General features: G+C 66.0%; 20 protein-coding genes and 1 riboswitch. Of the genes, 10 read left to right on the top strand and 10 right to left on the bottom strand.

The window, feature by feature from the left end:
- Window position 1: 1 nt before the first annotated feature.
- Complete coding sequence (alaS, locus tag DY467_RS20515; protein ID WP_164638617.1) at window positions 2-2671, bottom strand: alanine--tRNA ligase; 2670 nt, start codon at window positions 2669-2671, stop codon at window positions 2-4.
- Between the two features lie 228 nt (window positions 2672-2899).
- Window positions 2900-3004: riboswitch (glycine riboswitch) on the top strand.
- 133 nt (window positions 3005-3137) lie between these two features.
- Here alaS and gcvT point away from each other — a divergent pair.
- The 3 genes from gcvT to gcvP all read left to right on the top strand — a co-directional run bounded on the left by gcvT (window position 3138) and on the right by gcvP (window position 7749).
- Window positions 3138-4286 carry a glycine cleavage system aminomethyltransferase GcvT gene (gcvT, locus tag DY467_RS20510; protein ID WP_164638615.1) on the top strand — a complete coding sequence of 383 codons (1149 nt, stop codon included), beginning with the start codon at window positions 3138-3140 and terminating at the stop codon, window positions 4284-4286.
- A 9-nt stretch (window positions 4287-4295) separates the two neighbouring features.
- Window positions 4296-4661 carry a glycine cleavage system protein GcvH gene (gcvH, locus tag DY467_RS20505; protein WP_013501273.1) on the top strand — a complete coding sequence of 122 codons (366 nt, stop codon included), beginning with the start codon at window positions 4296-4298 and terminating at the stop codon, window positions 4659-4661.
- 181 nt (window positions 4662-4842) lie between these two features.
- Window positions 4843-7749 (top strand): aminomethyl-transferring glycine dehydrogenase, encoded by a 2907-nt coding sequence (gene gcvP / locus DY467_RS20500; RefSeq protein ID WP_164638613.1) that lies wholly within the window; start codon window positions 4843-4845, stop codon window positions 7747-7749.
- 414 nt (window positions 7750-8163) lie between these two features.
- Here gcvP and recA read toward each other — a convergent pair whose 3' ends face one another.
- Window positions 8164-9255: a recombinase RecA gene (gene recA, locus DY467_RS20495; protein ID WP_107345572.1), complete on the bottom strand. Its 1092-nt coding sequence runs from the start codon at window positions 9253-9255 to the stop codon at window positions 8164-8166.
- 489 nt (window positions 9256-9744) lie between these two features.
- On the opposite strand from recA, the gene DY467_RS20490 reads away from it, so the two are divergent.
- On the top strand, window positions 9745-10002 hold the full coding sequence (locus tag DY467_RS20490) for a hypothetical protein (RefSeq protein ID WP_164638611.1): 258 nt from the start codon (window positions 9745-9747) through the stop codon (window positions 10000-10002).
- A gap of 17 nt (window positions 10003-10019) precedes the next feature.
- Here the strand turns inward: DY467_RS20490 and DY467_RS20485 are convergent, their stop codons facing one another.
- Window positions 10020-10208, bottom strand: a complete 189-nt coding sequence (locus tag DY467_RS20485) for a hypothetical protein (RefSeq protein WP_107345574.1) — start codon at window positions 10206-10208, stop codon at window positions 10020-10022.
- Between the two features lie 293 nt (window positions 10209-10501).
- Between DY467_RS20485 and DY467_RS20480 the strand changes: the two genes are divergently transcribed.
- The 3 genes from DY467_RS20480 (at window position 10502) to DY467_RS20470 (ending at window position 11860) form a co-directional block, all read left to right on the top strand.
- Entirely contained in the window at window positions 10502-10648 is a 147-nt protein-coding gene (locus DY467_RS20480; RefSeq protein WP_164571538.1) for a ferritin family protein, read from the top strand.
- 391 nt (window positions 10649-11039) lie between these two features.
- A complete protein-coding gene (locus DY467_RS20475; RefSeq protein WP_107345575.1) occupies window positions 11040-11426 on the top strand; it encodes a hypothetical protein in 387 nt (128 codons plus the stop codon).
- Window positions 11427-11719: 293 nt separating this feature from the next.
- Window positions 11720-11860 carry a hypothetical protein gene (locus DY467_RS20470; RefSeq protein WP_164571537.1) on the top strand — a complete coding sequence of 47 codons (141 nt, stop codon included), beginning with the start codon at window positions 11720-11722 and terminating at the stop codon, window positions 11858-11860.
- A 71-nt stretch (window positions 11861-11931) separates the two neighbouring features.
- On the opposite strand, the gene DY467_RS20465 is transcribed toward DY467_RS20470, so the two are convergent.
- From DY467_RS20465 to DY467_RS20455, 3 genes are all read right to left on the bottom strand, one after another.
- The gene (locus tag DY467_RS20465; protein ID WP_107345576.1) at window positions 11932-12609 is read right to left on the bottom strand and encodes a Crp/Fnr family transcriptional regulator; all 678 of its coding nucleotides are present in this window, start codon (window positions 12607-12609) and stop codon (window positions 11932-11934) included.
- Window positions 12610-12769: 160 nt separating this feature from the next.
- Window positions 12770-13036 (bottom strand): hypothetical protein, encoded by a 267-nt coding sequence (locus DY467_RS20460; RefSeq protein WP_107345577.1) that lies wholly within the window; start codon window positions 13034-13036, stop codon window positions 12770-12772.
- A 40-nt stretch (window positions 13037-13076) separates the two neighbouring features.
- The gene (locus DY467_RS20455; protein ID WP_107345578.1) at window positions 13077-13205 is read right to left on the bottom strand and encodes a peptidylprolyl isomerase; all 129 of its coding nucleotides are present in this window, start codon (window positions 13203-13205) and stop codon (window positions 13077-13079) included.
- Window positions 13206-13333: 128 nt separating this feature from the next.
- Between DY467_RS20455 and DY467_RS20450 the strand changes: the two genes are divergently transcribed.
- Window positions 13334-13795, top strand: a complete 462-nt coding sequence (locus DY467_RS20450; RefSeq protein ID WP_164638609.1) for a PaaI family thioesterase — start codon at window positions 13334-13336, stop codon at window positions 13793-13795.
- A gap of 56 nt (window positions 13796-13851) precedes the next feature.
- Here the strand turns inward: DY467_RS20450 and DY467_RS20445 are convergent, their stop codons facing one another.
- Entirely contained in the window at window positions 13852-15306 is a 1455-nt protein-coding gene (locus DY467_RS20445; protein ID WP_164638607.1) for a caspase family protein, read from the bottom strand.
- Window positions 15307-15536: 230 nt separating this feature from the next.
- On the opposite strand from DY467_RS20445, the gene DY467_RS20440 reads away from it, so the two are divergent.
- Entirely contained in the window at window positions 15537-16691 is a 1155-nt protein-coding gene (locus DY467_RS20440; protein ID WP_164638605.1) for a GNAT family N-acetyltransferase, read from the top strand.
- On the opposite strand, the gene DY467_RS20435 is transcribed toward DY467_RS20440, so the two are convergent.
- Together DY467_RS20435 and DY467_RS20430 are read right to left on the bottom strand one after the other, a co-directional pair.
- The gene (locus DY467_RS20435) at window positions 16692-17357 is read right to left on the bottom strand and encodes a DsbA family oxidoreductase (protein ID WP_164638603.1); all 666 of its coding nucleotides are present in this window, start codon (window positions 17355-17357) and stop codon (window positions 16692-16694) included. It lies immediately after the preceding gene.
- 72 nt (window positions 17358-17429) lie between these two features.
- Window positions 17430-18251 (bottom strand): helix-turn-helix domain-containing protein, encoded by an 822-nt coding sequence (locus DY467_RS20430; protein WP_164638601.1) that lies wholly within the window; start codon window positions 18249-18251, stop codon window positions 17430-17432.
- A gap of 135 nt (window positions 18252-18386) precedes the next feature.
- On the opposite strand from DY467_RS20430, the gene DY467_RS20425 reads away from it, so the two are divergent.
- Window positions 18387-18800, top strand: a complete 414-nt coding sequence (locus DY467_RS20425) for a hypothetical protein (protein ID WP_246701593.1) — start codon at window positions 18387-18389, stop codon at window positions 18798-18800.
- 117 nt (window positions 18801-18917) lie between these two features.
- On the opposite strand, the gene DY467_RS20420 is transcribed toward DY467_RS20425, so the two are convergent.
- Window positions 18918-19652, bottom strand: a complete 735-nt coding sequence (locus tag DY467_RS20420) for an SET domain-containing protein (protein WP_164638599.1) — start codon at window positions 19650-19652, stop codon at window positions 18918-18920.
- Between the last annotated feature and the right edge of the window lie 95 nt (window positions 19653-19747).

Raw genomic sequence — 19747 nt, 5'->3', positions numbered from 1 at the left:
CTCAGCCGCCGATGGCGGCCGCGATCGCTTCCAGTGCGGCGCCGGCCTTGGAGCCGTCGGGACCGCCGGCCTGCGCCATGTCGGGCTTGCCGCCGCCGCCCTTGCCGCCGAGCACTTCGGACGCCTTGCGGACCAGATCGACCGCCGAGAACCGCGACACCAGGTCGGGCGTGACGCCGACCACGATCGAGCCCTTGCCGTCTTCGCTGGTCGCCACCAGCGCGATCACGCCGGAGCCGATCTGCTTCTTGCCCTGGTCGACCAGGCCCTTGAGGTCCTTGATCTCGATGCCTTCGACCGCACGCGCCATCAGCTTGATACCGCCGATGTCACGGACGTCGGAGGCGGCACCGTCGCCGGCGGCGCTGCCGCCCATCGCCAGCTTCTTGCGCGCCTCGGAGAGCTCGCGCTCGAGCTTCTTGCGCTCGTCCATCAGCGCGGTGATACGCGCCGGCATGTCGTCCAGCGTGGTCCGCAGTTCGGAGGCAGCGAGCTTCGCGGTGGCGATCGCCGCATTGGCGTTGTGCCGCGCCGCGCGCCCGGTCAGCGCCTCGATGCGACGGACGCCGGCCGCGACCGCGCTCTCGGCAGTGATCGACACCAGGCCGATATCACCGGTGCGCTTCACGTGGGTGCCGCCGCACAGTTCGACCGACCAGCCGAACACGTTGGAGCCGTGATCGCGCGCAGCTTTGCCCATCGAGACGACGCGGACTTCGTCGCCGTACTTCTCGCCGAACAGCGCGCGGGCGCCGGCTTCGCGGGCGTCGTCGACCGCCATCAGCCGGGTCACGACCTCGTCGTTTTCCAGCACGATGTCGTTGGCGATGTCCTCGACCTTGCGCAGCTCGTCCTGTGTGATCGGCTTCTGATGCACGAAGTCGAAACGCAGCCGGTCGGGCGCGACCAGCGAGCCCTTCTGCGCGATGTGGTCGCCGAGCACCTGGCGCAGCGCCTCGTGCAGCAGATGCGTCGCCGAGTGATTGGCGCGGATCGCCGAACGCCTGGCATGATCGACGTCGAGCGCCAGCGCGTCGCCGAGCTTGATGCTGCCCTGCTCGACCGTGCCGAGATGCACGAACAGATCCCCGGCCTTCTTCATCGTGTCGGTGACGATGAAGCGCACGCCATCGGCGGTGAGTACGCCGGTGTCACCGACCTGACCGCCGGACTCGGCGTAGAATGGCGTCTGGTTGACGATGATCGCACCGCTCTCCCCGGCCTCCAGCGCGTCGACTTCAGCGCCGTCCTTGACCAGCGCAGTGACCACACCTTCGGCGGTCTCGGTGTCGTAACCGAGGAACTCAGTGGCGCCGAGCTTCTCACGCAGCGAGAACCACACGGCTTCAGTTGCAGCTTCGCCCGAGCCCGCCCACGAGGCGCGGGCCTTGGCGCGCTGCCGATCCATCGCGTCGGTGAACGAGGCGATATCGACATTGATGCCGCGGTTGCGCAGCGCGTCCTGCGTCAGGTCGAGCGGGAAGCCATAGGTGTCGTACAGCGTGAACGCGGTCTCGCCGTCGAACATGTCGCCCTTCTTCAGGCCAGCGCTCTTTTCGTCGAGGATCGCGAGGCCGCGATCGAGCGTCTTGCGGAAGCGGGTCTCCTCCAGCCGCATCGTCTCTTCGATCATCGCCTCGGCGCGCACCAGCTCCGGATAGGCCTGACCCATCTCGCGCACCAGCGCCCACACCAGCCGCCACATCAGCGGCTCGCTGGCACCGAGCAGCTGCGCGTGGCGCATCGCGCGGCGCATGATCCGGCGCAGCACGTAGCCGCGGCCTTCGTTCGACGGCAGTACGCCGTCGGCGATCAGGAACGACGACGAACGCAGGTGATCGGCGATGACGCGGAACGACGCGGCGTCCTGTTCGGTCGGGCCGCGGCCGAGCGCCGACGAGGTGGCGTCGATCAGGCTGCGGAACAGATCGGTGTCGAACACGCTGTCGACGCCCTGGAGGATGGAGGCCATCCGCTCCAGGCCCATGCCGGTGTCGATCGACGGACGCGGCAACGCCACGCGCTCGTCCTTCGTCACCTGGTCGTATTGCATGAACACCAGATTCCAGAACTCCAGGAATCGGTCGCCGTCCTCGTCCGGCGAGCCGGGCGGGCCGCCGAATATGTGCTCGCCGCGGTCGATGAAGATTTCCGAGCACGGGCCGCACGGACCGGTGTCGCCCATCGCCCAGAAGTTGTCGCTGGTCGGAATCCGGATGATGCGATCGTCGGAGAAGCCGGCGATCTTCTTCCAGTAGCCGGCCGCCTCGTCGTCGGTGTGATAGACGGTGACCAGCAACTTGTCCTTCTTCAGGCCGAAGTCGCGGGTGATCAGATTCCAGGCGAGCTCGATCGCGCGTTCCTTGAAGTAATCGCCGAACGAGAAATTGCCGAGCATTTCGAAGAAGGTGAGATGCCGCGCGGTGTAGCCGACGTTGTCGAGGTCGTTGTGCTTGCCGCCGGCGCGCACGCATTTCTGCGAGGTGGTGGCGCGCTGATAGGAGCGCTTCTCCAGCCCGGTGAACACGTTCTTGAACTGCACCATGCCGGCATTGGTGAACATCAAGGTCGGGTCGTTGCGCGGCACCAGCGGCGACGACGACACGATCTCGTGGCCGTTCTTGGCGAAGTAGTTCAGAAACGTAGACCGAATTTCGTTAACGCCGCTCATGTTCGTCCAATCACCCGGAATGCCCGCGAAACGCCCGCCGAACCCACCTCTTCCGGTGTCATGCCTTTTAGACGCGGGGGCGCGCGCTGTCTAGAAAGTGGGCATAGATCCAGTTGTTTGCCAGCCGGGAGACCCACTTCCACGGGCGTTTACGAAGACCCGTTGATAGCTCGCCGAGCCGCGTTGACAGCCTTGTTGAAGCCGTGTTTGTGTCCTACCTACCTAAGACTAAGTCGCGTCGGGAGAGATCGGCCCAATCCTTCGGTGAAGGGGGCCGGCGCCGAAGGAGCAACCGCCCCGGAAACTCTCAGGCAAACGGACCGCGCGGCCGACTGACATCTGGAAAGAGACCCTGCCGGGCGATCCCGGGACGGGTCCGCCGACGGGATAATGCTCTCAGGCACAGCGACAGATGGGGCTCGAACGGTGACGAGAAATCGGTCTCGGGAACCTTGGGAGCCTGGATATGCTGGCGGGTGACGACACCCAATCCTTGAAACGCACGCCGCTCTACGCGCTGCACCTGGCCCGCGGCGGCAAGATGGTGCCCTTCGCCGGCTACGACATGCCGGTGCAATACCCGCTTGGCGTGCTGAAAGAACATCTGCACACCCGCAGTGCCGCAGGGCTTTTCGACGTTTCGCATATGGGCCAGATCGAGCTGCGGGCAAAGTCCGGCAAGCTCGAAGACGCCGCCCGCGCGCTCGAAGCGCTGATCCCGCAGGACATCGTAGCGCTGCCGCCCGGCCGCCAGCGCTACGCGCAGTTCACCAATGAATCCGGTGGGATTCTCGACGACCTGATGATCACCAATCTCGGCGACCGGCTGTTTCTGGTGGTCAACGCCGCCTGCAAGGCCGAGGATGAGGCGCACCTGCGCGCGCATCTGTCGGATGCCTGCGACATCACTGCCCTCACCGATCGCGCGCTGATCGCGCTGCAGGGCCCGAAGGCCGAAGCCGCGCTGGCGAAATTCTGTGCAGACGTCACCACGATGAAGTTCATGGATGTCGCCGAGCTCAGCCTCGACGGCCTTGCCTGCATCGTCTCGCGCTCCGGCTACACCGGCGAAGACGGCTTCGAGATCTCGGTGCCGGCGGACGGCGCCGAACGGCTTGCGACCGCGCTGCTCGACAACCCCGACGTGCTGCCGATCGGGCTCGGCGCCCGCGACAGCCTGCGGCTGGAAGCAGGCCTCTGCCTCTACGGCCACGACATCGACACCACCACCACGCCGGTCGAAGCCGCGCTGAGCTGGTCGATCCAGAAGAGCCGCCGCAGCGGGGGCGTCCGTTCTGGCGGCTTCCCCGGCGCCTCGGCGATTCTCAGCCAGCTCGATGGCAGCACCGAGCGGCTACGCGTTGGATTGCGACCCGAGGGCCGCGCCCCAGTGCGCGAGAATGCACCGATGTTCGCCAGCGCCGATTCGACCGAGGCGGTCGGCACGGTCACCTCCGGCGGCTTCGGGCCGAGCCTGAATGCGCCGGTGGCAATGGGCTATCTGCCGGCCGCGCTGGCTGTGCGCGACACCGTCGTTTTCGCCGAAGTGCGCGGCCAGCGTCTGCCGCTGCGCGTCGCGGCCATGCCGTTCGTTCCGAATACCTACAAGCGCTGAGGACTTGTCATGACCACGCTCTACACCCCCGATCATGAATGGCTGAAGATCGAGGGCGACGTCGCCACGATCGGCATCACCGACTACGCCCAGGAACAGCTCGGCGACGTGGTGTTTGTCGAGCTGCCGAAAGTCGGCCGCGCCGTGAAGAAGGCTGAAGCCGCCGCCGTGGTCGAATCGGTGAAGGCCGCCTCCGACGTCTACGCGCCGATCACCGGCGAAGTACTCGAAGTCAACGAGACGCTCGGCACCGAGCCCGGCCTGGTGAATTCCGACGCCGGCGGCGCCGCGTGGTTCTTCAAGCTGAAGATCGCCGACAAGAGTGAACTCGACGGCCTGATGGACGAAGCGGCCTACAAGGCCCACACGGCCTGACGGACCGTCCGTTCGCCTGAATTCGTCATTGCGAGCGAAGCGAAGCAATCCAATTCCAACGCACTGTGTCTCTGGATTGCTTCGTCGCTTCGCTCCTCGCAATGACGACGCTGAGATTTAGACGCCTGAGATTTCCGAGCAACCAGCCCTCGGGGCCGTTGCATTTGACGAGGACCAGAGCATGCCGCATCGCCGACCGATCGACGCCGCCAACGACTTCGTGCGTCGGCATATCGGGCCCTCGCCGCAGGACATCGCGGCGATGCTGGCGACCGCCGGCGCCGGCAGCCTGGAGCAACTCGTCGCCGAGACGCTGCCTTATGCGATCCGGCATCGCGAGCCGCTGAAGCTCGGCGCTCCGCTCACCGAGAGTGAAGCGCTGGCGCATATGAGCGAACTCGCCGCGCAGAACCAAGTCTTCACCTCGCTGATCGGTCAAGGCTATTACGGCACGATCCTGCCGACCGTGATCCAGCGCAATATTCTGGAAAATCCGGCTTGGTACACGGCCTATACGCCGTATCAGCCCGAGATCAGCCAGGGCCGGTTGGAAGCGCTGTTCAACTTCCAGACCATGATCTGCGACCTCACCGGGCTCGACGTCGCCAACGCGTCGCTGCTCGACGAAGGCACCGCGGCGGCGGAAGCGATGGCGCTGGCCGAGCGCGCCGCGGCCAAGAACGCCAAGGCATTCTTCGTCGATGCCGATACCCATCCGCAGACCATCGCGGTGCTACGCACCCGCGCCGAGCCGCTCGGCTGGCGCATCATCGTCGGCGATCCGGAGACCGAGCTGGAAGGCGCCGACGTGTTCGGCGCTCTGCTGCAATATCCCGGATCGTCGGGCGCCTTGCGCGATCCGCGCGCGGTGATCGCGGCGCTACGCAAGAAGGGCGCGCTGGCCGTGGTCTCCGCCGACCTGCTTGCGCTGACGCTGATCACCCCGCCGGGCGAACTCGGCGCCGATATCGCAATCGGCTCGGCGCAGCGCTTCGGCGTGCCGATGGGATATGGCGGACCGCACGCCGCGTTCATGGCGGTGCGCGACAGCCTGAAGCGCAGCCTGCCCGGCCGCATCGTCGGGCTGTCGATCGATAGCCATGGCCAGCCGGCCTATCGGCTGGCGCTGCAGACCCGCGAGCAGCACATCCGCCGCGAAAAGGCGACCTCGAACATCTGCACCGCGCAGGTGCTGCTGGCGGTGATCAATGCGATGTACGCGGTGTATCACGGCCCCGACGGCCTCGCCGCGATCGCGCGCCGCGTCCACCGGCGCACAGCCGTGCTGGCGGCCGGCCTGCAGCAGCTCGGCCTGACGCCGACCCACGGCACCTACTTCGACACGCTGACGATCGAAGTCGGCGATCGCCGTGACGCCATCGTGGCGCGCGCGGAAGCCGAGAAGATCAATCTGCGGATCAATGCGTCTTCGCTCGGCATCTCGCTCGACGAGACCACCACGCCTGCGATCGTGGAAGCGTTGTGGCGCGCCTTCGGTGGATCGCTCGACTACGCCACTGTGGAACGCGACGCCGGCGACGCGCTCGGCACCGCATTGCCGGCGGCGCTGAAGCGGACCAGCGATTACCTGACCCAGCCGGCGTTCCAGGACTATCGTTCGGAAACCGAACTACTGCGCTACATGCGCAAGCTGTCCGACCGAGATCTCGCGCTCGACCGCGCGATGATTCCGCTCGGCTCCTGCACCATGAAGCTGAACGCCACCACCGAAATGATGCCGCTGACCTGGCCTGAATTCGGCAGCCTGCATCCGTTCGTGCCGAAGGCGCAGGCCGCCGGCTATCACGTGCTGTTCGCCAGGCTGGAAACCTGGCTCGCCGAGATCACCGGCTACGATGCGGTGTCGCTGCAGCCGAATTCCGGCGCGCAGGGCGAATATGCCGGCCTGCTGGCGATCCGCGGCTATCATCTGTCGCGCGGCGAGCCGCACCGCAAAGTCTGCCTGATCCCGTCGTCGGCGCACGGCACCAACCCGGCCTCCGCCGCGATGGCCGGCATGGACGTGGTGGTGGTCGGCTGCGACGCCCATGGCGACGTTGATGTCGATGACCTTCGCGCCAAGGCCGAGGCGCATTCGGCGAACCTCGCCGCGGTGATGATCACCTATCCGTCGACCCACGGCGTGTTCGAAGAGCATATCCGCGACATCTGCGACATCGTCCACGCCCATGGCGGTCAGGTCTATCTGGACGGCGCCAATCTCAACGCGCAGGTCGGCCTCGCCCGCCCGGGCGATTACGGCGCCGACGTCAGCCATCTCAATCTGCACAAGACCTTCTGCATCCCGCATGGCGGCGGCGGTCCGGGCATGGGCCCGATCGGCGTCCGCGCGCATCTGGCGCCGTTCCTGCCTGGCCATCCGGCCGAAGGCGAGCCGCTCAACGGCGGCCTGCATGGCGGCGGCACGGTGTCGGCGGCGCCGTGGGGCTCCGCCTCGATCCTGACGATCTCCTACATCTACATCCTGATGATGGGGGCGGCCGGCCTGAAGCGGGCCACCGAGATCGCGATCCTCAACGCCAATTACATCGCTGCAAAGCTGCAGCCGCATTTCCCGGTGTTGTATCGGAACGCGCGCGGCCGGGTCGCGCACGAGTGCATCGTCGATCCGCGTGCGCTGAAGACCACCACCGGCGTCACCGTCGACGACATCGCCAAGCGGTTGATCGACTACGGCTTCCACGCCCCGACCATGAGCTTCCCGGTGCCGGGCACGCTGATGATCGAGCCGACCGAGTCGGAATCGAAGGCTGAGATCGACCGGTTCTGCGACGCCATGATCGCGATCCGCCGCGAGATCGCGCAGGTTGAGGACGGCCGCTACAAGATCGAACAGTCGCCGCTGCGCCACGCGCCGCACACCGCGCACGATGTCACCAGCGCCGAATGGACCCGGCCCTATCCGCGCACCGAAGGCTGCTTCCCGGCGCCGAACTCGCGCACCGACAAATATTGGAGCCCGGTCGGCCGCGTCGACAACGTCTACGGCGACCGCAACCTGATCTGCTCCTGCCCGCCGGTCGAAGACTACGCGCTGGCGGCCGACTACGCGCGGGCTGCGGAGTAGCTGCCGCCGCTGGCTCGCCGCATTGGGAGGCCGGCAGCCTCGGCCCCAGGCAGCCTCGGCCACGAAGAACAACGTCATCGCCGGGCGCGACCCGGCGATCCATCCTCTTCGCAATTGCCTCGGTTGAGCGCGCTGCGCGCGATGAATGCGCGGGCCTTCGCCACGCCGGAGCGGCTACGGCCGCGGGGGCCCGTCAAGCCAGCGCATGACGTCTGTTTGAACAGCGCTTCGGCACAGCCTCTTCACTCCTGAGCAGCAATCAGGCCGTCCCAGAACGAATGCGGCGAGCGCCGCGGGATCCCCGGCAACAGGGGACCGCAACACTCGCCGTCTTAAAAAAACGTCGGCTCCAGGCCGGCATACCGCTCGCCGACCTGAAATCATGCGACAGGCATCAGCCGGCCGCGAGCCATCTCACTCCTCGATCGGCTCTTCGCCGTCGGCGTCGCGCTCCGGCGAGCCGGCCAGGATCTGTTCGGCGATCAGGCCGGAGTTCTGACGGATCGCCGCTTCGATCTTGGCGGTCATGTCCGGGTTGGAGCGCAGGAACGACTTGGCGTTCTCACGTCCCTGGCCGAGCCGCTGGCTGTCATACGAGAACCAGGCGCCGGACTTCTCGACGATGCCGGCCTTGACGCCGAGGTCGAGGATCTCGCCCATCTTGGAGACGCCCTCGCCGTACATGATGTCGAATTCGACCTGCTTGAACGGCGGCGCCAGCTTGTTCTTCACCACCTTGACGCGGGTCTGGTTGCCGATCACCTCGTCGCGCTCCTTGATCGCACCGATGCGGCGGATGTCGAGGCGGACCGAGGCGTAGAACTTCAGCGCGTTGCCGCCGGTGGTGGTTTCCGGCGAGCCGTACATCACGCCGATCTTCATCCGGATCTGGTTGATGAAGATCACCATGGTGTTGGACTTGTTGATCGACGCGGTCAGCTTGCGCAGCGCCTGGCTCATCAGGCGGGCCTGCAGGCCGGGCAGCGCGTCGCCCATTTCGCCTTCGAGTTCGGCGCGCGGCACCAGCGCCGCCACCGAGTCGACGATCAGCACGTCGATCGCGCCGGAGCGCACCAGCGTGTCGGCGATTTCCAGCGCCTGCTCGCCGTGATCAGGCTGCGAGATCAACAGGTCGTCGACATTGACGCCGAGCTTGCGGGCATAGACCGGGTCGAGCGCGTGTTCGGCGTCGATGAAGGCGCAGATGCCGCCCTTCTTCTGGGCCTCGGCGACGCAATGCAGCGCCAGCGTGGTCTTGCCCGACGATTCCGGCCCGTAGATTTCGACGATCCGGCCCTTCGGCAGGCCGCCGACGCCGAGCGCGATGTCGAGTCCGAGCGACCCGGAGGAAATCGTCTCGATTTCCATCGCGCGGTCGTTCTTGCCGAGCTTCATCACCGAGCCCTTACCGAACTGACGTTCGATCTGGGACAGCGCGGCGGAGAGCGCCTTGGATTTGTCCATGGAAGAACCTTCGACGATACGCAATGCGGTGGGGGCAGCCATCAACGTGCTCCTTATGGACGGATTCGCCAACTGGACAAACAGGCGCCGGGCTCAGCCGACAAAATCAACGTACCCTATTTGTTCTCCGTTCGCAATATGTTCTTGTCGAAATCCGGTGCTTTCACGAGGGGCGGCAGCACAATTTCGGACTCCGGCGGCCGCTCAAGCTGGAATGCATCCGCCAGTCCTGACGACGTGCGGTCGGAAGGCGCCCTGGGCCGATAGCAGTGCCGAGCCGGCCTCCGCGACGGCATCGAACAGAACGCCAAGCTACAGAGTCGCTAAACTAACCAGGTCGGGCGAGCCGCCTGCTAAGCAGCAAGTCGCGGCGTCATTTCTGCGGGCCGAATAGCATCAGCAAGCGATTAGCTCGCGCTTGCAGCTTGGTCGGGCTTCCTACTCAAATCAGCTCGCGTCCCGCCGTACGAACCGCCGTCCCCGCGCCGCGCCTTCATCCTTTCTCAACCCGGCTTCGCCACAACTGAAAGGATGGATAGCCTTCTTGCCACTCCGAAGATCCCGGACAAAGTGCGGGTGCTGTGCGGCCGCTGCCGCGAGCCGTTCCGGGAGAAGATCAAGAACATGCGGGAGGGGTTTCAGACCCAGTGCCCGAACTGCAACCGGCTGATCACCTTCTCCAGCGACTCCGCCGATCTCGGAGTGCAGCGGGCGATGACCGAGGCGCGGCGGATCCGCAATGGCGGCGCCGCGGCGGCGGTGTATGGCGGCGGCACTGAGCGGCTGTGAACGCTGCGCCGGCCGGCTCAGCGCAGGTTCTGGATGCCCCACATCACCAGCAGCATCGCCGGCACGCAGACCGCGGCGTAGATCGCCCATTTGGTCAGGCCCGCGCCGGTGCCGCGCTTGAAGGCTTCGAGCAGCCGATAGGTCGCGACGATCCAGGGCAGGATGATTCCGACTGCGACGGCGTCGACCACGTACCAAAAACTCATCTTCCATCGTCCCGTGCAATGACCGCGCGCCAGCTTTACCGCAGCCGCCCCGCTCCACCATCCATTCCTTCGGCTGAGGGCAATCGGCCGCAGCAGCGGTATCGGCAGATCAGGGTTTTCCTGACAGCGCCGACCGCTCCCCCTGGAACTGGCGGACAGCATTTCGGATCGACAGGCATTTTCGCTCGTACTAGCCTGAGGGTGCCATCCGCTTCGACAGGAGACGTGACTGACGGGCGTGCGCGCTGCGATGGCCGCCGCGTCCTATGGGAGCAAACGAACAGGAGAGCGTCTTGGATAAATTTCTCCGCGACGAAAACCTGAAATTGTATCGCCGACTACTGTCGGAGACGACCGACGAAGACCGCCGCCGGGTGCTGAAGCAATTGATCGCGCAGCTCACCCAGCATCATGCCCATCAGGGGCATGGCGGTTCGTAACGCCAACGGTATTTGATTTTACGCATAGGCAATGCCGAGCAGCCGCCGCTAGCCTACCGCCGTCATTGCCGAGCTTTCTAGAGGTGGGGAGTTTCGACCGTGACCGGAGCCCCGAACACGGCCTCGTTCGGGGCTCCTTGTTTTTTGTGGGTACAGTTTTTTCTGGGTCGGTGACCGCGCTCGGCCCGTCGCCGCGCCAGACACGTCGCCCCTCCCTATCGTCGTTCCTCTGATCATTGCGAGTGCCGCGCAGGTTCCGTTTCATTCGGAACCCGACATGCTCTAGGCTTCGCGCCGCGGGTGCGCAGGACAGCGCCCCACCTTGCATCAATCAGGCTCGTCACCGCCGCGTGCAGCTTCGGCACCGGCTCTTACCGACAAGGAGACAGGAATGCGCCGGCAGGCCATGGACAGATTTCGGATCGGCACGCTGATCGCGCTGACGGGCGCGGCGATCGCCCTGGCGGGCTGCGGCGAAGGTTCGCGCGGACCGCAAGGCGAAGCCGGTCCGCAAGGCCCTGCCGGCCCGGCGGGACCGGCCGGCCCTGCCGGCAAGGACGGCGCCTCGATCTCCAGCGTCCGCACCCTGACCTCGACCAGCTGCCCGGCCAACGGCTGTCCCACCGCCTGCGGTGCCGACGAGGCGCTGGTCTCGGCGCTGTGCGTCGGCAACGGCTCGGCACGGTTCAGCGACAACATCACCATCGAGAACGGCATCATGACCGCGCGCTGCGGCGCCAGCTCGGTGCGCATCGAGGTGAGCTGCGCCCGCAAGTAATCGCGCGAGGGTTGAGCAAACCAGCACAGGCCGCCGGCGTCCGACGCCGGCGGCCTTTTGCGTTCAGGATCAGCGGCTTGACGATTCGGTTGTGAACGCCCGCATCGATTACCGGCAGTATTAACCGGATTAAGCTTGCATGCGATTCAGTCGCAATTTAACGGTAAAATCATACGCTAATTGATCTAGATCAAGCGCATGGACGGCCGCACCCGGCAAGTCGTTCTCCTAGAACTAAAGGCGGAACCGGCCTTCCAATGTCGCATGTGCTCTATCAGTGTCCCCGGACCGGGATGAAGGTCCAGGCTTGGCTGCAGGAAGACCCCGGAAGCTCGGCACAGACCACGTTCGAGCTGGTGCATTGCCCGGCGTGCGCGCAGATGCATTTCGTCGACCGCCGCACCGGCAGCCTGCTCGGCGACAAGAAGAAATAGCCGGCGCCGCGATAGCGCCGCCGGCCACAGACGGACGAGGTCCGCCGCACTCCATCCATCAATGGCGATAGCTATTCGGGCTTTCGGGCGGGCTCGACCGCGCGGGGCCGGTCCGGCAGCACCGCATTGCGCAAGGTGGGATGCACCTCGATCCGGCCGTTGTAGTCGATGAAGCCGGCCTTGCGAAACTTGTTCATGAAGAAGCTGACGCGCGACCGGGTCGTCCCGATCATCTCCGCCAGCGTCTCCTGGCTGATCTCGATCGGCACCGGCCGCGACGCCTCGGCCGGGTCCGCAAGCAGCAGCAGCAACCGCGCCAGGCGCTTCTCGCTGTTGTTGAACAGCTGATCGATCAGGTCGTCTTCGACGCGTGAATTGCGCGCCACCAGGTGCCGGGTGAACAGCTCGCACATCGCCGGCTCACGCTGCAGCGTCGCCATCATCGACGCGTTGGTGATGCTGGTGAGGGTACAGTCTTCCAGCGCAATCGCGGTCGCACGGCGGCGATGATCGAGCAGACCGCTTTCGCCGAAGAATTGTCCGGGCTGCAGGATGGCGACCACCGCGCCCTTGCCCTGCTCCGACATCACCGACAGCTTGATGCGGCCTTGCTGGATGTACATCACGCAGTCGGCGGCTTCGTCCTGCGTGAAAATGGTCTGGCCGGCGCGAAATTGCAGAACGGCGCGTCCCGTACCTGCACTGCGAAGAAAGACCTTTGGATCGAACGGCACCTCGCGCGACGTCACGTGATATCCTGCGAACGAAAACGAATGAGTGAGTCGGATCCGGCCGCGCAACGAGTTGCGTACGCCGGGGTTCCGTCCGCGCATCATCCTCAAATCGCAGAAAAAATCTGTGCCGTTTTGACCACCTGCCTATCGCCGCAGCAGTGGCCGTTAGACGAGCTTAATTGCTCTGGTGAGTCTTGCGCTTGGCCTTGGGCTGGGTCGCCTCGGCGCCGCGGACGCCACCCCACGGATCGTTCGGCGCCTGCGCATCCGGAATCTTACGCAGCGATTCCTGGTAGGCCTTCTGCCGGACCGCGTCCTGGGCCTTCTCTTCCGGGGACTTGTGCTCGATCTCCGGCACCAGATTGACGTGCGGGCCCTCACCCTGGGCCAAAGCCGGCCCCGTCAGCAGGGCCAGGACGGCAACGCCGTGCAGAATCTTCATCGCAAACTCCCTTTCGCGCGAGCCGTGCCCGGCCGCAGCGCTACAGATGATCCGACCGGCAGGATTTCGGCGATTGCCAATCTTCCCAGATCGGACCGCATTTGGTGCAACCGTTCAGCACGATCGCCGTCACCACCAGGCCGACCACCAACGCAACTCGTCTGACCATCGTGTCCCCTTTCGGATGCCGCCGAACTTAAGGGATCGACCGTGTCGTTTTCAAGCCGTCCCGAATCGGATGGGATGCTGCGAAACGCCGCGAAACATGCGGATAATCAACGACTCAGGGAGAGACGCATGGCAGAGCAGCAGGTGGCGGAGTTCGGCCTTCAGGAGGCGCGGCAGATGCTGCAGGAGGCGTTCGCGCCGTGGGTGCTGGAGCTCGGCCTGTCGATCGAAACCCTCGAGCTCGATCCGCCGTCCGGCGGCCCGGCCGACTGGCAGCCCGGCGCGACTTTGCGGATGGCATTCTCCGAGCGGCTGTGCCGCAGCGGTGGCGTGGTCTGCGGCCAGGCCCTGATGGCGCTGGCGGACACCGCGATGGTGTTTGCAGTCTGCGCCGGCAACCGCGGCTTCCGGCCGATGACCACGGTCGATCAGACCACCCATTTCCTGAAAGCCGTCGCCTCGACCGACGTGATCGCCGACGCCCGCCTGGTCAGGCTCGGCCGCACCATGAGCTTTGGGCGGGTCACGCTGCTCGGTGCCTCCGACGGCAAGCCGGTGGCGATGGTGTCGAGCGCGTTTGCGATGCTGTGAGCGGGCCGGGCGGCGGCTTCACGGGTGCCGCTCGGACAGCCGTCCAGATGCCGCGTTCAATAGCGGCCGCGGCTCGGTCCGGTCTGGCCGCCGCCGCGATACGGACCGCCGTAGCCGCCGCGGAAACCGCCGCCGAATTGAAACACCGGCCCCGGCGGCGGATCGTAGATCGGCGGCCGCCGCACCACGACGTCGTCATCGTCCTCGACATAGACCCTCGTCCGTGAGGCCTTGCCGCCGCGCTTGGGCGGATCGTCGCGCTCAGCCCGGCTCTTGGTCTTCTTCACATCGGTCTTCTTGGGCTCAGCCTTCTGCTGCAGCACCGGCGCGCTCGGCCCGCACGGACAGGTCGGCGCCACGGCGGCAACCACCGGCGTCGCGAGCCCGGCCGGCACCACCACCGCGTTGTCGGGGCGATTGCGCAGCCGCTCGGCGAGCTTGCGCGCGGTCGCAGTGAGGTCGCTGTCCGGATATTCGGTCAGGAATGCCGAATACGCCGATCCGGTGTTGACGAGCACCGCCCGGCTCCAGGCCTTCATCCGGCGATGGCGGTCGAGCCAGCGCTTGGCCTCCGGCGCAAACGGCGGCTCGGCGTAGAGCCCGACAAAAGCTTCATAGGCGTCGGCCGAACCGTCGGAGACGATCAACGTGTTGGCCTGATCCACCGGCTTGCCCTTCAAGAAGGCGCGCCACTCCTCGACCGTGCGCGGTTTCGGCGCAGCGGTGTCGGTCGGCGCGGCGGCGGATGCGGCGAAGAACTGGAAATCGTCGACCAGCGACGAGCTCTCCCACGGCGTCTGGCGGCCTTCGGTGGCCTGATGCACCGCGAGCCGCACCCGCTTGAGGGTGTCTTCGATCTTCACCCCGCTCTCGCGCCCCGCTTTGAGCAGCGCAGTGGTGTAAGGGCTGTTGGCGCCGCCCCCGTCCTCGGCCTCGGCGCCGGGCGAGGTCGAGTACGACAATAGCGTGCCGGGCGCGCCGGACTTGGTATCGACCAGCGCCAGCCCCTGCCCCGTCGTCTTATTGATGCTCGGAAACGGATTGTTGCGGCAGGCATCGAGCATGATGATCCGGCTCTTGCTCGGCACCGAGCCCAGCGTGTTGAGCAAGTCGTCGAGCCGCACCGCCTGCAGCGGAATGTCGGCCTCGCGCTTCGGATCGACGTCGACCGGGATCAGATAGTTCTCGCCGTCCACCTGGATGCCGTGACCGGCATAGAACACCAGCGCGACGGTCTCCGGCCCTTTCGCCGCCACCGTGGCGGCGAAGTCGCCGACCTTGGCGCGAAGCTCGGTCTGGCCAAGATCGGACGCCTCGGTGACCTCGAAGCCGGCCTCGCCGAGCAGCGCGGCGATCGCCTTGGCGTCGTTCACCGGATTGGGCAGCGCCGGCACCGCCCGATAGGCCGATTGCCCGATCACCAGCGCGACCCGGCTTTCCGCGGCCGCAGCGGCCACTCCGCACAGCAGGCTGGCGGCGGTCGCCGCGGCCCTCAGCATCGCGCGTCGCATGGCGTCTCCTTGCCGACCAATGACCGCTCTTGGTCGCCGCCCGGCGAGAGCGGGTTCAGGCGACGTGGCAAATCGACGCCGAAAGGCCGCGTGCGAGGAAAGCTGCGGTTAACATTGTCGGCAAATTGCCTCGTGGAACCAAGGTGATGTTGGGAGTCGGCGGTTAGTCTCCTAGCTGTCGCGCCGGGGGCTTGCTTCGGGCGCGCTTCGACAATTCAGGACCGAGAGCTTTGGCCGAGACGTTCCCCACCACGCCGTTCGTGCATCGCCGCGCCGTCGCGCCAACGACCGCCGCTCCCGGCGCGCTGCCCGAGGTCGCCGCGATCGACAAGGCAGCCTGGTGCGATCTGGCGACCCGGGTGATCGAGCCGAACGGTTACTACCTGCCGGAATGGGTGATTGCAGCTAACGGTGACGACGCGGTCCCGCGCGCACTGACCGCGCAGGATTCCGCCGGCCGGCTGATCGGCCTCCTGCCGGTGATCTCATGCTGGCGCGCGTTCCGTCTGCCGCTGCCGGCGCTGGTATCAGCCGATCCGTTCCGCTCGCTGGATACGCCGCTGCTTGACCGCGATGCAGCCGATGACGCCGCCGCCAAGATGATGGCGCAGGCGCGCGCTGCCGGCGCCCGCGCCCTGGTGCTACGCGACGTCGCCCGCGAAGGCGAAGCGATGGCGGCGTTCACACGCGTGCTTGCCACCGAAGGGCTCAGCCCGCGCCTGATCAACGGCTGGACCCGCGCCGGCCTCGACGCCAGCCGCGATGGCGAAGCCCTGCTGCGCCAGGATCTCGATACAAAGAAGCTGAAGAACCTGCGCCGTCTCGAGCGTCGTCTCGGCGAGCACGGCGAGGTACGCTTTACCGTGGCCAAAACTGCCGACGAGGCAGCGCGGGCGTTCGACATTTTTCTGGCGCTGGAAGACAGCGGCTGGAAAGGCCGCCGCGGCAGCTCGCTGAAGCGGCAGCCGGAGCTTGCGGCCCGGCTGCGCAGCGCCGCGATCGCGCTGGCCTCGCGTGGCCAATGCGAGGTGATCACCCTGTCTGCCGGCACAACGCCGATCGCAGCCGGCATCGTGCTGCGCCACGCCGACCGCGCCTATTTCTTCAAGCTCGGCATCGACGAGAGCTTCGCCCGCTGTTCGCCCGGCGTGCTGCTGACACTGGCGCTGACCCGGCATCTCTGCGCCGATCCGGACATCCGCTTTGCCGACTCCACCGCCAGCGCCCAGCATCCGATGATCGATCCGATCTGGCGCGGCCGGTTCGCCGTCGGCGACCTGGTGTTGCCGCTGCGCAAACGCGATCCGCTGTTCGCGCCGATCGTTGCCGCGCTGTCGGCGCGCGACCGGCTGCGGCACTTTGCCAAGCGGCTGTTGAAGCGCTGATTACTCCGCGGCTTCCGCGTTCAGCTCCGCCGACAGCTTACGGATGGCACGGGCGATCAGCGCCGGTTCCTGCGCGCCGGACACCGCGTATTGGTGCATGAACACATAAGTCGGCACGCCGGAAATTCCCTTGTCGGCGGCTTCCTGCGCCTGCGCCGAGACTTCCTCGACGTCCTGATCGGTGGCGAGCCGGGCGCGGATGTCTTCGGCATCGAGGCCGCATTCGGCCGCCGCCTGCACCAGCACCTCAGGATCGGTGAGATCACCACCGTCGCGGAAGTACAATTCCATCAGCCGCTGCTTCATCGCCGGCCCGTGGCCAATGGCGCTCGCCCAGTGAATCAGGCGATGGCAATCGATCGTGTTCGGCTGCCGCTGCACGCGCTCGGGGTGATATTCCAGTCCCTCTTGCGCGGCGGTCTCGGCGATGCGGCCGGCGATCTCCTTGTAGCGCTCCGGTGATCCGAACTTCTTGGTCAGATACTCGTCGCGGCTGATACCCTCGCGCGGCACCCAGGGATTGAGGAAGAACGGCCGGTAGATCAGCTCGACCGGCACCTCCGGCGCCAGCGCGATCGCCTGCTCGATCCGCTTCTTGCCGATGTAGCACCAGGGGCAGACCACATCGGACACCACGTCGATCGTTAGCGGCTTCAGCGTGCTCATCGGCGCCTCCTCGTTGTCGTTGCCGGCACAGTCCCACACAGATGGGACGCAGGCAACGCCGGACAAGGCGGATCAGAGCCGCGCAGCCAGCTCGCGCAATCGCGTCCCCGTGATCGCATCGGCCGGAAAGAACGTCTCGATCGCGATTTCCGACAGGGTGACGTCGATCGGCGTGCCGAACACCATGGTGGTGGAGATGAAGCTCAGCACCTCGTCGCCGAGCTGCAGGCGAAACGGCACCGCGACCGCATCCGCTGCGATCGGCGCGGCGCGCGCCGGCACCGGATAGGTCTTCAGTTCGTCGTACAGCGCGATCAGCTTCGGATCGGCGCTGGTCTCGCACTGCCGGTGTAGTCGCTCCAGCAGATGCGCGCACCACTCGCCCAGATTGGCGGTGCGTGCCGCCAAACCTTCGGGATGAAACGACAGCCGCAGCACGTTGAGCGGCGACGCAAGCAGATGCGGCGCAACGCCGTCGAGCATCGGCGCGACCATGCGGTTGGCCGACACCAAGTTCCAGTGCCGATCGACCGCCAGCGCCGGGTTCGGCTCGTGCGCGGCAAGCACCTGATCGACCGCAGCCCGCACCGAAGCGAGCGCCGGATCATCCAGCGAGCGCTGCGGGAACGCCGGTGCGAAGCCCGCCGCGACCAGCAGCACGTTGCGCTCACGGAGCGGAACGTCGAGCCGCTCGGCGAGCCGCAGCACCATCTCGCGCGACGGCGCGGCGCGTCCCGTCTCGACGAACGACAGATGCCGCGCGGAGATTTCCGCGTCGAGCGCGAGATCGAGCTGACTGAGCCGGCGGCGCTGCCGCCACTGCCGCAAGTAATCACCGATCCGGACCGGCTGCGCGCCGGCGGCGGCATTGATCGAAGACACGTTGGTGTTCATGCGCGAACGCTAGCACGCACACCGCACAGCATCCATGACCTCCGAGGTAAAGCGTTTCTGACCTGCCAGGTAATCGAATTGGGTCGCGCATCCCGGCATCCTTCGGGGCATCGCTGCAACCCAAGGAGATGTTCCATGATCCAATCCTCTATGACCCATCCATCCACGCTGCTCCGCCGCGCCCTGCAGGCCGACGCTGTCGTCAGCGGCGCGATGGCGTTGCTGCTGAGCTTGGCGGCCGGCACGCTCTCGCGCCTTCTCGCCCTGCCGCAGCCGCTGCTGCTGGAGACCGGACTGTTCCTGATCGGTTACGCCGCCCTGGTCGGCTGGCTCGGTACCCGCAGCGTGCTGCCACGAGCGCTGGTGCTGATCGTGATCGGCGGGAACGCACTATGGACGCTCGCGAGCGTCGCACTGCTGCTCAGCGGCGCAGTCGCACCGAACGCCCTCGGCATTGCTTTCGTGCTGATGCAGGCGACGGCGGTCGGGATCTTCGCCGAGCTGCAGTTCATCGGGTTGAAGCGGAGCGGCGCAGCGGTCACTGCATAAGCACCGCTTCTCCGTCATTGCGAGGAGCGTAGCGACGAAGCAATCCAGCAGCTCAGCGCACGGAGCTGGATTGCTTCGCTTCGCTCGCAATGACGATTGGAGAGGCTGCGACTACAATCAGGCTGCCTTGGACTTGCCGGTGGTCGTTTTGCGAGACGTGGTCTTGGCCGGCTTCGCCGCTTTGGTCTTGCCGGCCTTTGCCGTCACGACCTTCGTTTTCGCTACCTTGCTGGCGCCCTTCGTCGTCGCCGTCGCTTTTGTCTTCACCGCTTTCGGCGCCTTCGACTTGGCGACCTTCTCCGGCTTCGACGGCTTTTCCGGCTTGGCCTTGCCGACCGCCTTCGCGGCCTTGCGGGCGGCCTTCTCGGCTTCGGCTTGCGCCTTGCGCTCGGCCTTCAGCTTCAGCTTGGCTTTCTCGGCACGGGCTTCGGCAGCCTTCTTCTTGCGCTTCTTCTCGCAGGAGACGCACTTGCAGCCGATCGGCTTCAGATAGGCTTTGAAGTAATCGGTGCCGTAATCGTAGTTGATCTCTTCGCCCGGCTCGATGTTCTTGATGGCGCGGATGATCACGCGCTTCTTGCGCGGATTGACGTCGGACTCAGCGTTCGGCTTGCAGGCGTGGTTGATGTAGCGCGCGACGTTCTTGCGCACCGAGCCGTCGATGGTCCAGCGCTTGTTCAGCTCGAACAGGTATTTGTTTTCGATGCCGTCGTGCTTCTTGTTGTGCGCGTCGAGCAGCGGCCCGAAATACCGGATGATCTTGGCGCCCTTCTTGATCGGCTTGACGGCGAACAGGCCGAGCCCGGTCTTGGAGCGGCCGACGCGGTAATGGTCATTCGACAACAGCGGCATGGTTCTTCGATTCGAACACGGCTAAAGGACGGGCACACGAAGGCGCCGTTCTAGAGCGATTCCGCCGCAAAGGGCAGTACCTGAGCGGAAATTGC

The organism is Rhodopseudomonas sp. BR0G17, assembly GCF_010907025.1.
Lineage (GTDB): Bacteria > Pseudomonadota > Alphaproteobacteria > Rhizobiales > Xanthobacteraceae > Rhodopseudomonas > Rhodopseudomonas palustris_H.
The sequence above is the reverse complement of the archived record's forward strand: the minus strand, read 5'-3'. Positions and strand labels throughout refer to the sequence as shown.

What these genes read in the sequence shown, in the direction of transcription:
- DY467_RS20475 (WP_107345575.1), top strand. Translation starts at nt 11,040, where the DNA reads ATGCGCCGGCAGGCCATGGACAGATTTCGGATCGGCACGCTGATCGCG.
- DY467_RS20455 (WP_107345578.1), bottom strand. Translation starts at nt 13,205, where the DNA reads ATGGTCAGACGAGTTGCGTTGGTGGTCGGCCTGGTGGTGACGGCGATC.
- DY467_RS20485 (WP_107345574.1), bottom strand. Translation starts at nt 10,208, where the DNA reads ATGAGTTTTTGGTACGTGGTCGACGCCGTCGCAGTCGGAATCATCCTG.
- DY467_RS20445 (WP_164638607.1), bottom strand. Translation starts at nt 15,306, where the DNA reads ATGCGACGCGCGATGCTGAGGGCCGCGGCGACCGCCGCCAGCCTGCTG.
- DY467_RS20460 (WP_107345577.1), bottom strand. Translation starts at nt 13,036, where the DNA reads ATGAAGATTCTGCACGGCGTTGCCGTCCTGGCCCTGCTGACGGGGCCG.
- recA (WP_107345572.1), bottom strand. Translation starts at nt 9,255, where the DNA reads ATGGCTGCCCCCACCGCATTGCGTATCGTCGAAGGTTCTTCCATGGAC.
- gcvH (WP_013501273.1), top strand. Translation starts at nt 4,296, where the DNA reads ATGACCACGCTCTACACCCCCGATCATGAATGGCTGAAGATCGAGGGC.
- DY467_RS20490 (WP_164638611.1), top strand. Translation starts at nt 9,745, where the DNA reads ATGGATAGCCTTCTTGCCACTCCGAAGATCCCGGACAAAGTGCGGGTG.
- alaS (WP_164638617.1), bottom strand. Translation starts at nt 2,671, where the DNA reads ATGAGCGGCGTTAACGAAATTCGGTCTACGTTTCTGAACTACTTCGCC.
- gcvT (WP_164638615.1), top strand. Translation starts at nt 3,138, where the DNA reads ATGCTGGCGGGTGACGACACCCAATCCTTGAAACGCACGCCGCTCTAC.
- DY467_RS20430 (WP_164638601.1), bottom strand. Translation starts at nt 18,251, where the DNA reads ATGAACACCAACGTGTCTTCGATCAATGCCGCCGCCGGCGCGCAGCCG.
- DY467_RS20470 (WP_164571537.1), top strand. Translation starts at nt 11,720, where the DNA reads ATGAAGGTCCAGGCTTGGCTGCAGGAAGACCCCGGAAGCTCGGCACAG.
- DY467_RS20425 (WP_246701593.1), top strand. Translation starts at nt 18,387, where the DNA reads ATGATCCAATCCTCTATGACCCATCCATCCACGCTGCTCCGCCGCGCC.
- DY467_RS20435 (WP_164638603.1), bottom strand. Translation starts at nt 17,357, where the DNA reads ATGAGCACGCTGAAGCCGCTAACGATCGACGTGGTGTCCGATGTGGTC.
- DY467_RS20420 (WP_164638599.1), bottom strand. Translation starts at nt 19,652, where the DNA reads ATGCCGCTGTTGTCGAATGACCATTACCGCGTCGGCCGCTCCAAGACC.
- DY467_RS20450 (WP_164638609.1), top strand. Translation starts at nt 13,334, where the DNA reads ATGGCAGAGCAGCAGGTGGCGGAGTTCGGCCTTCAGGAGGCGCGGCAG.
- gcvP (WP_164638613.1), top strand. Translation starts at nt 4,843, where the DNA reads ATGCCGCATCGCCGACCGATCGACGCCGCCAACGACTTCGTGCGTCGG.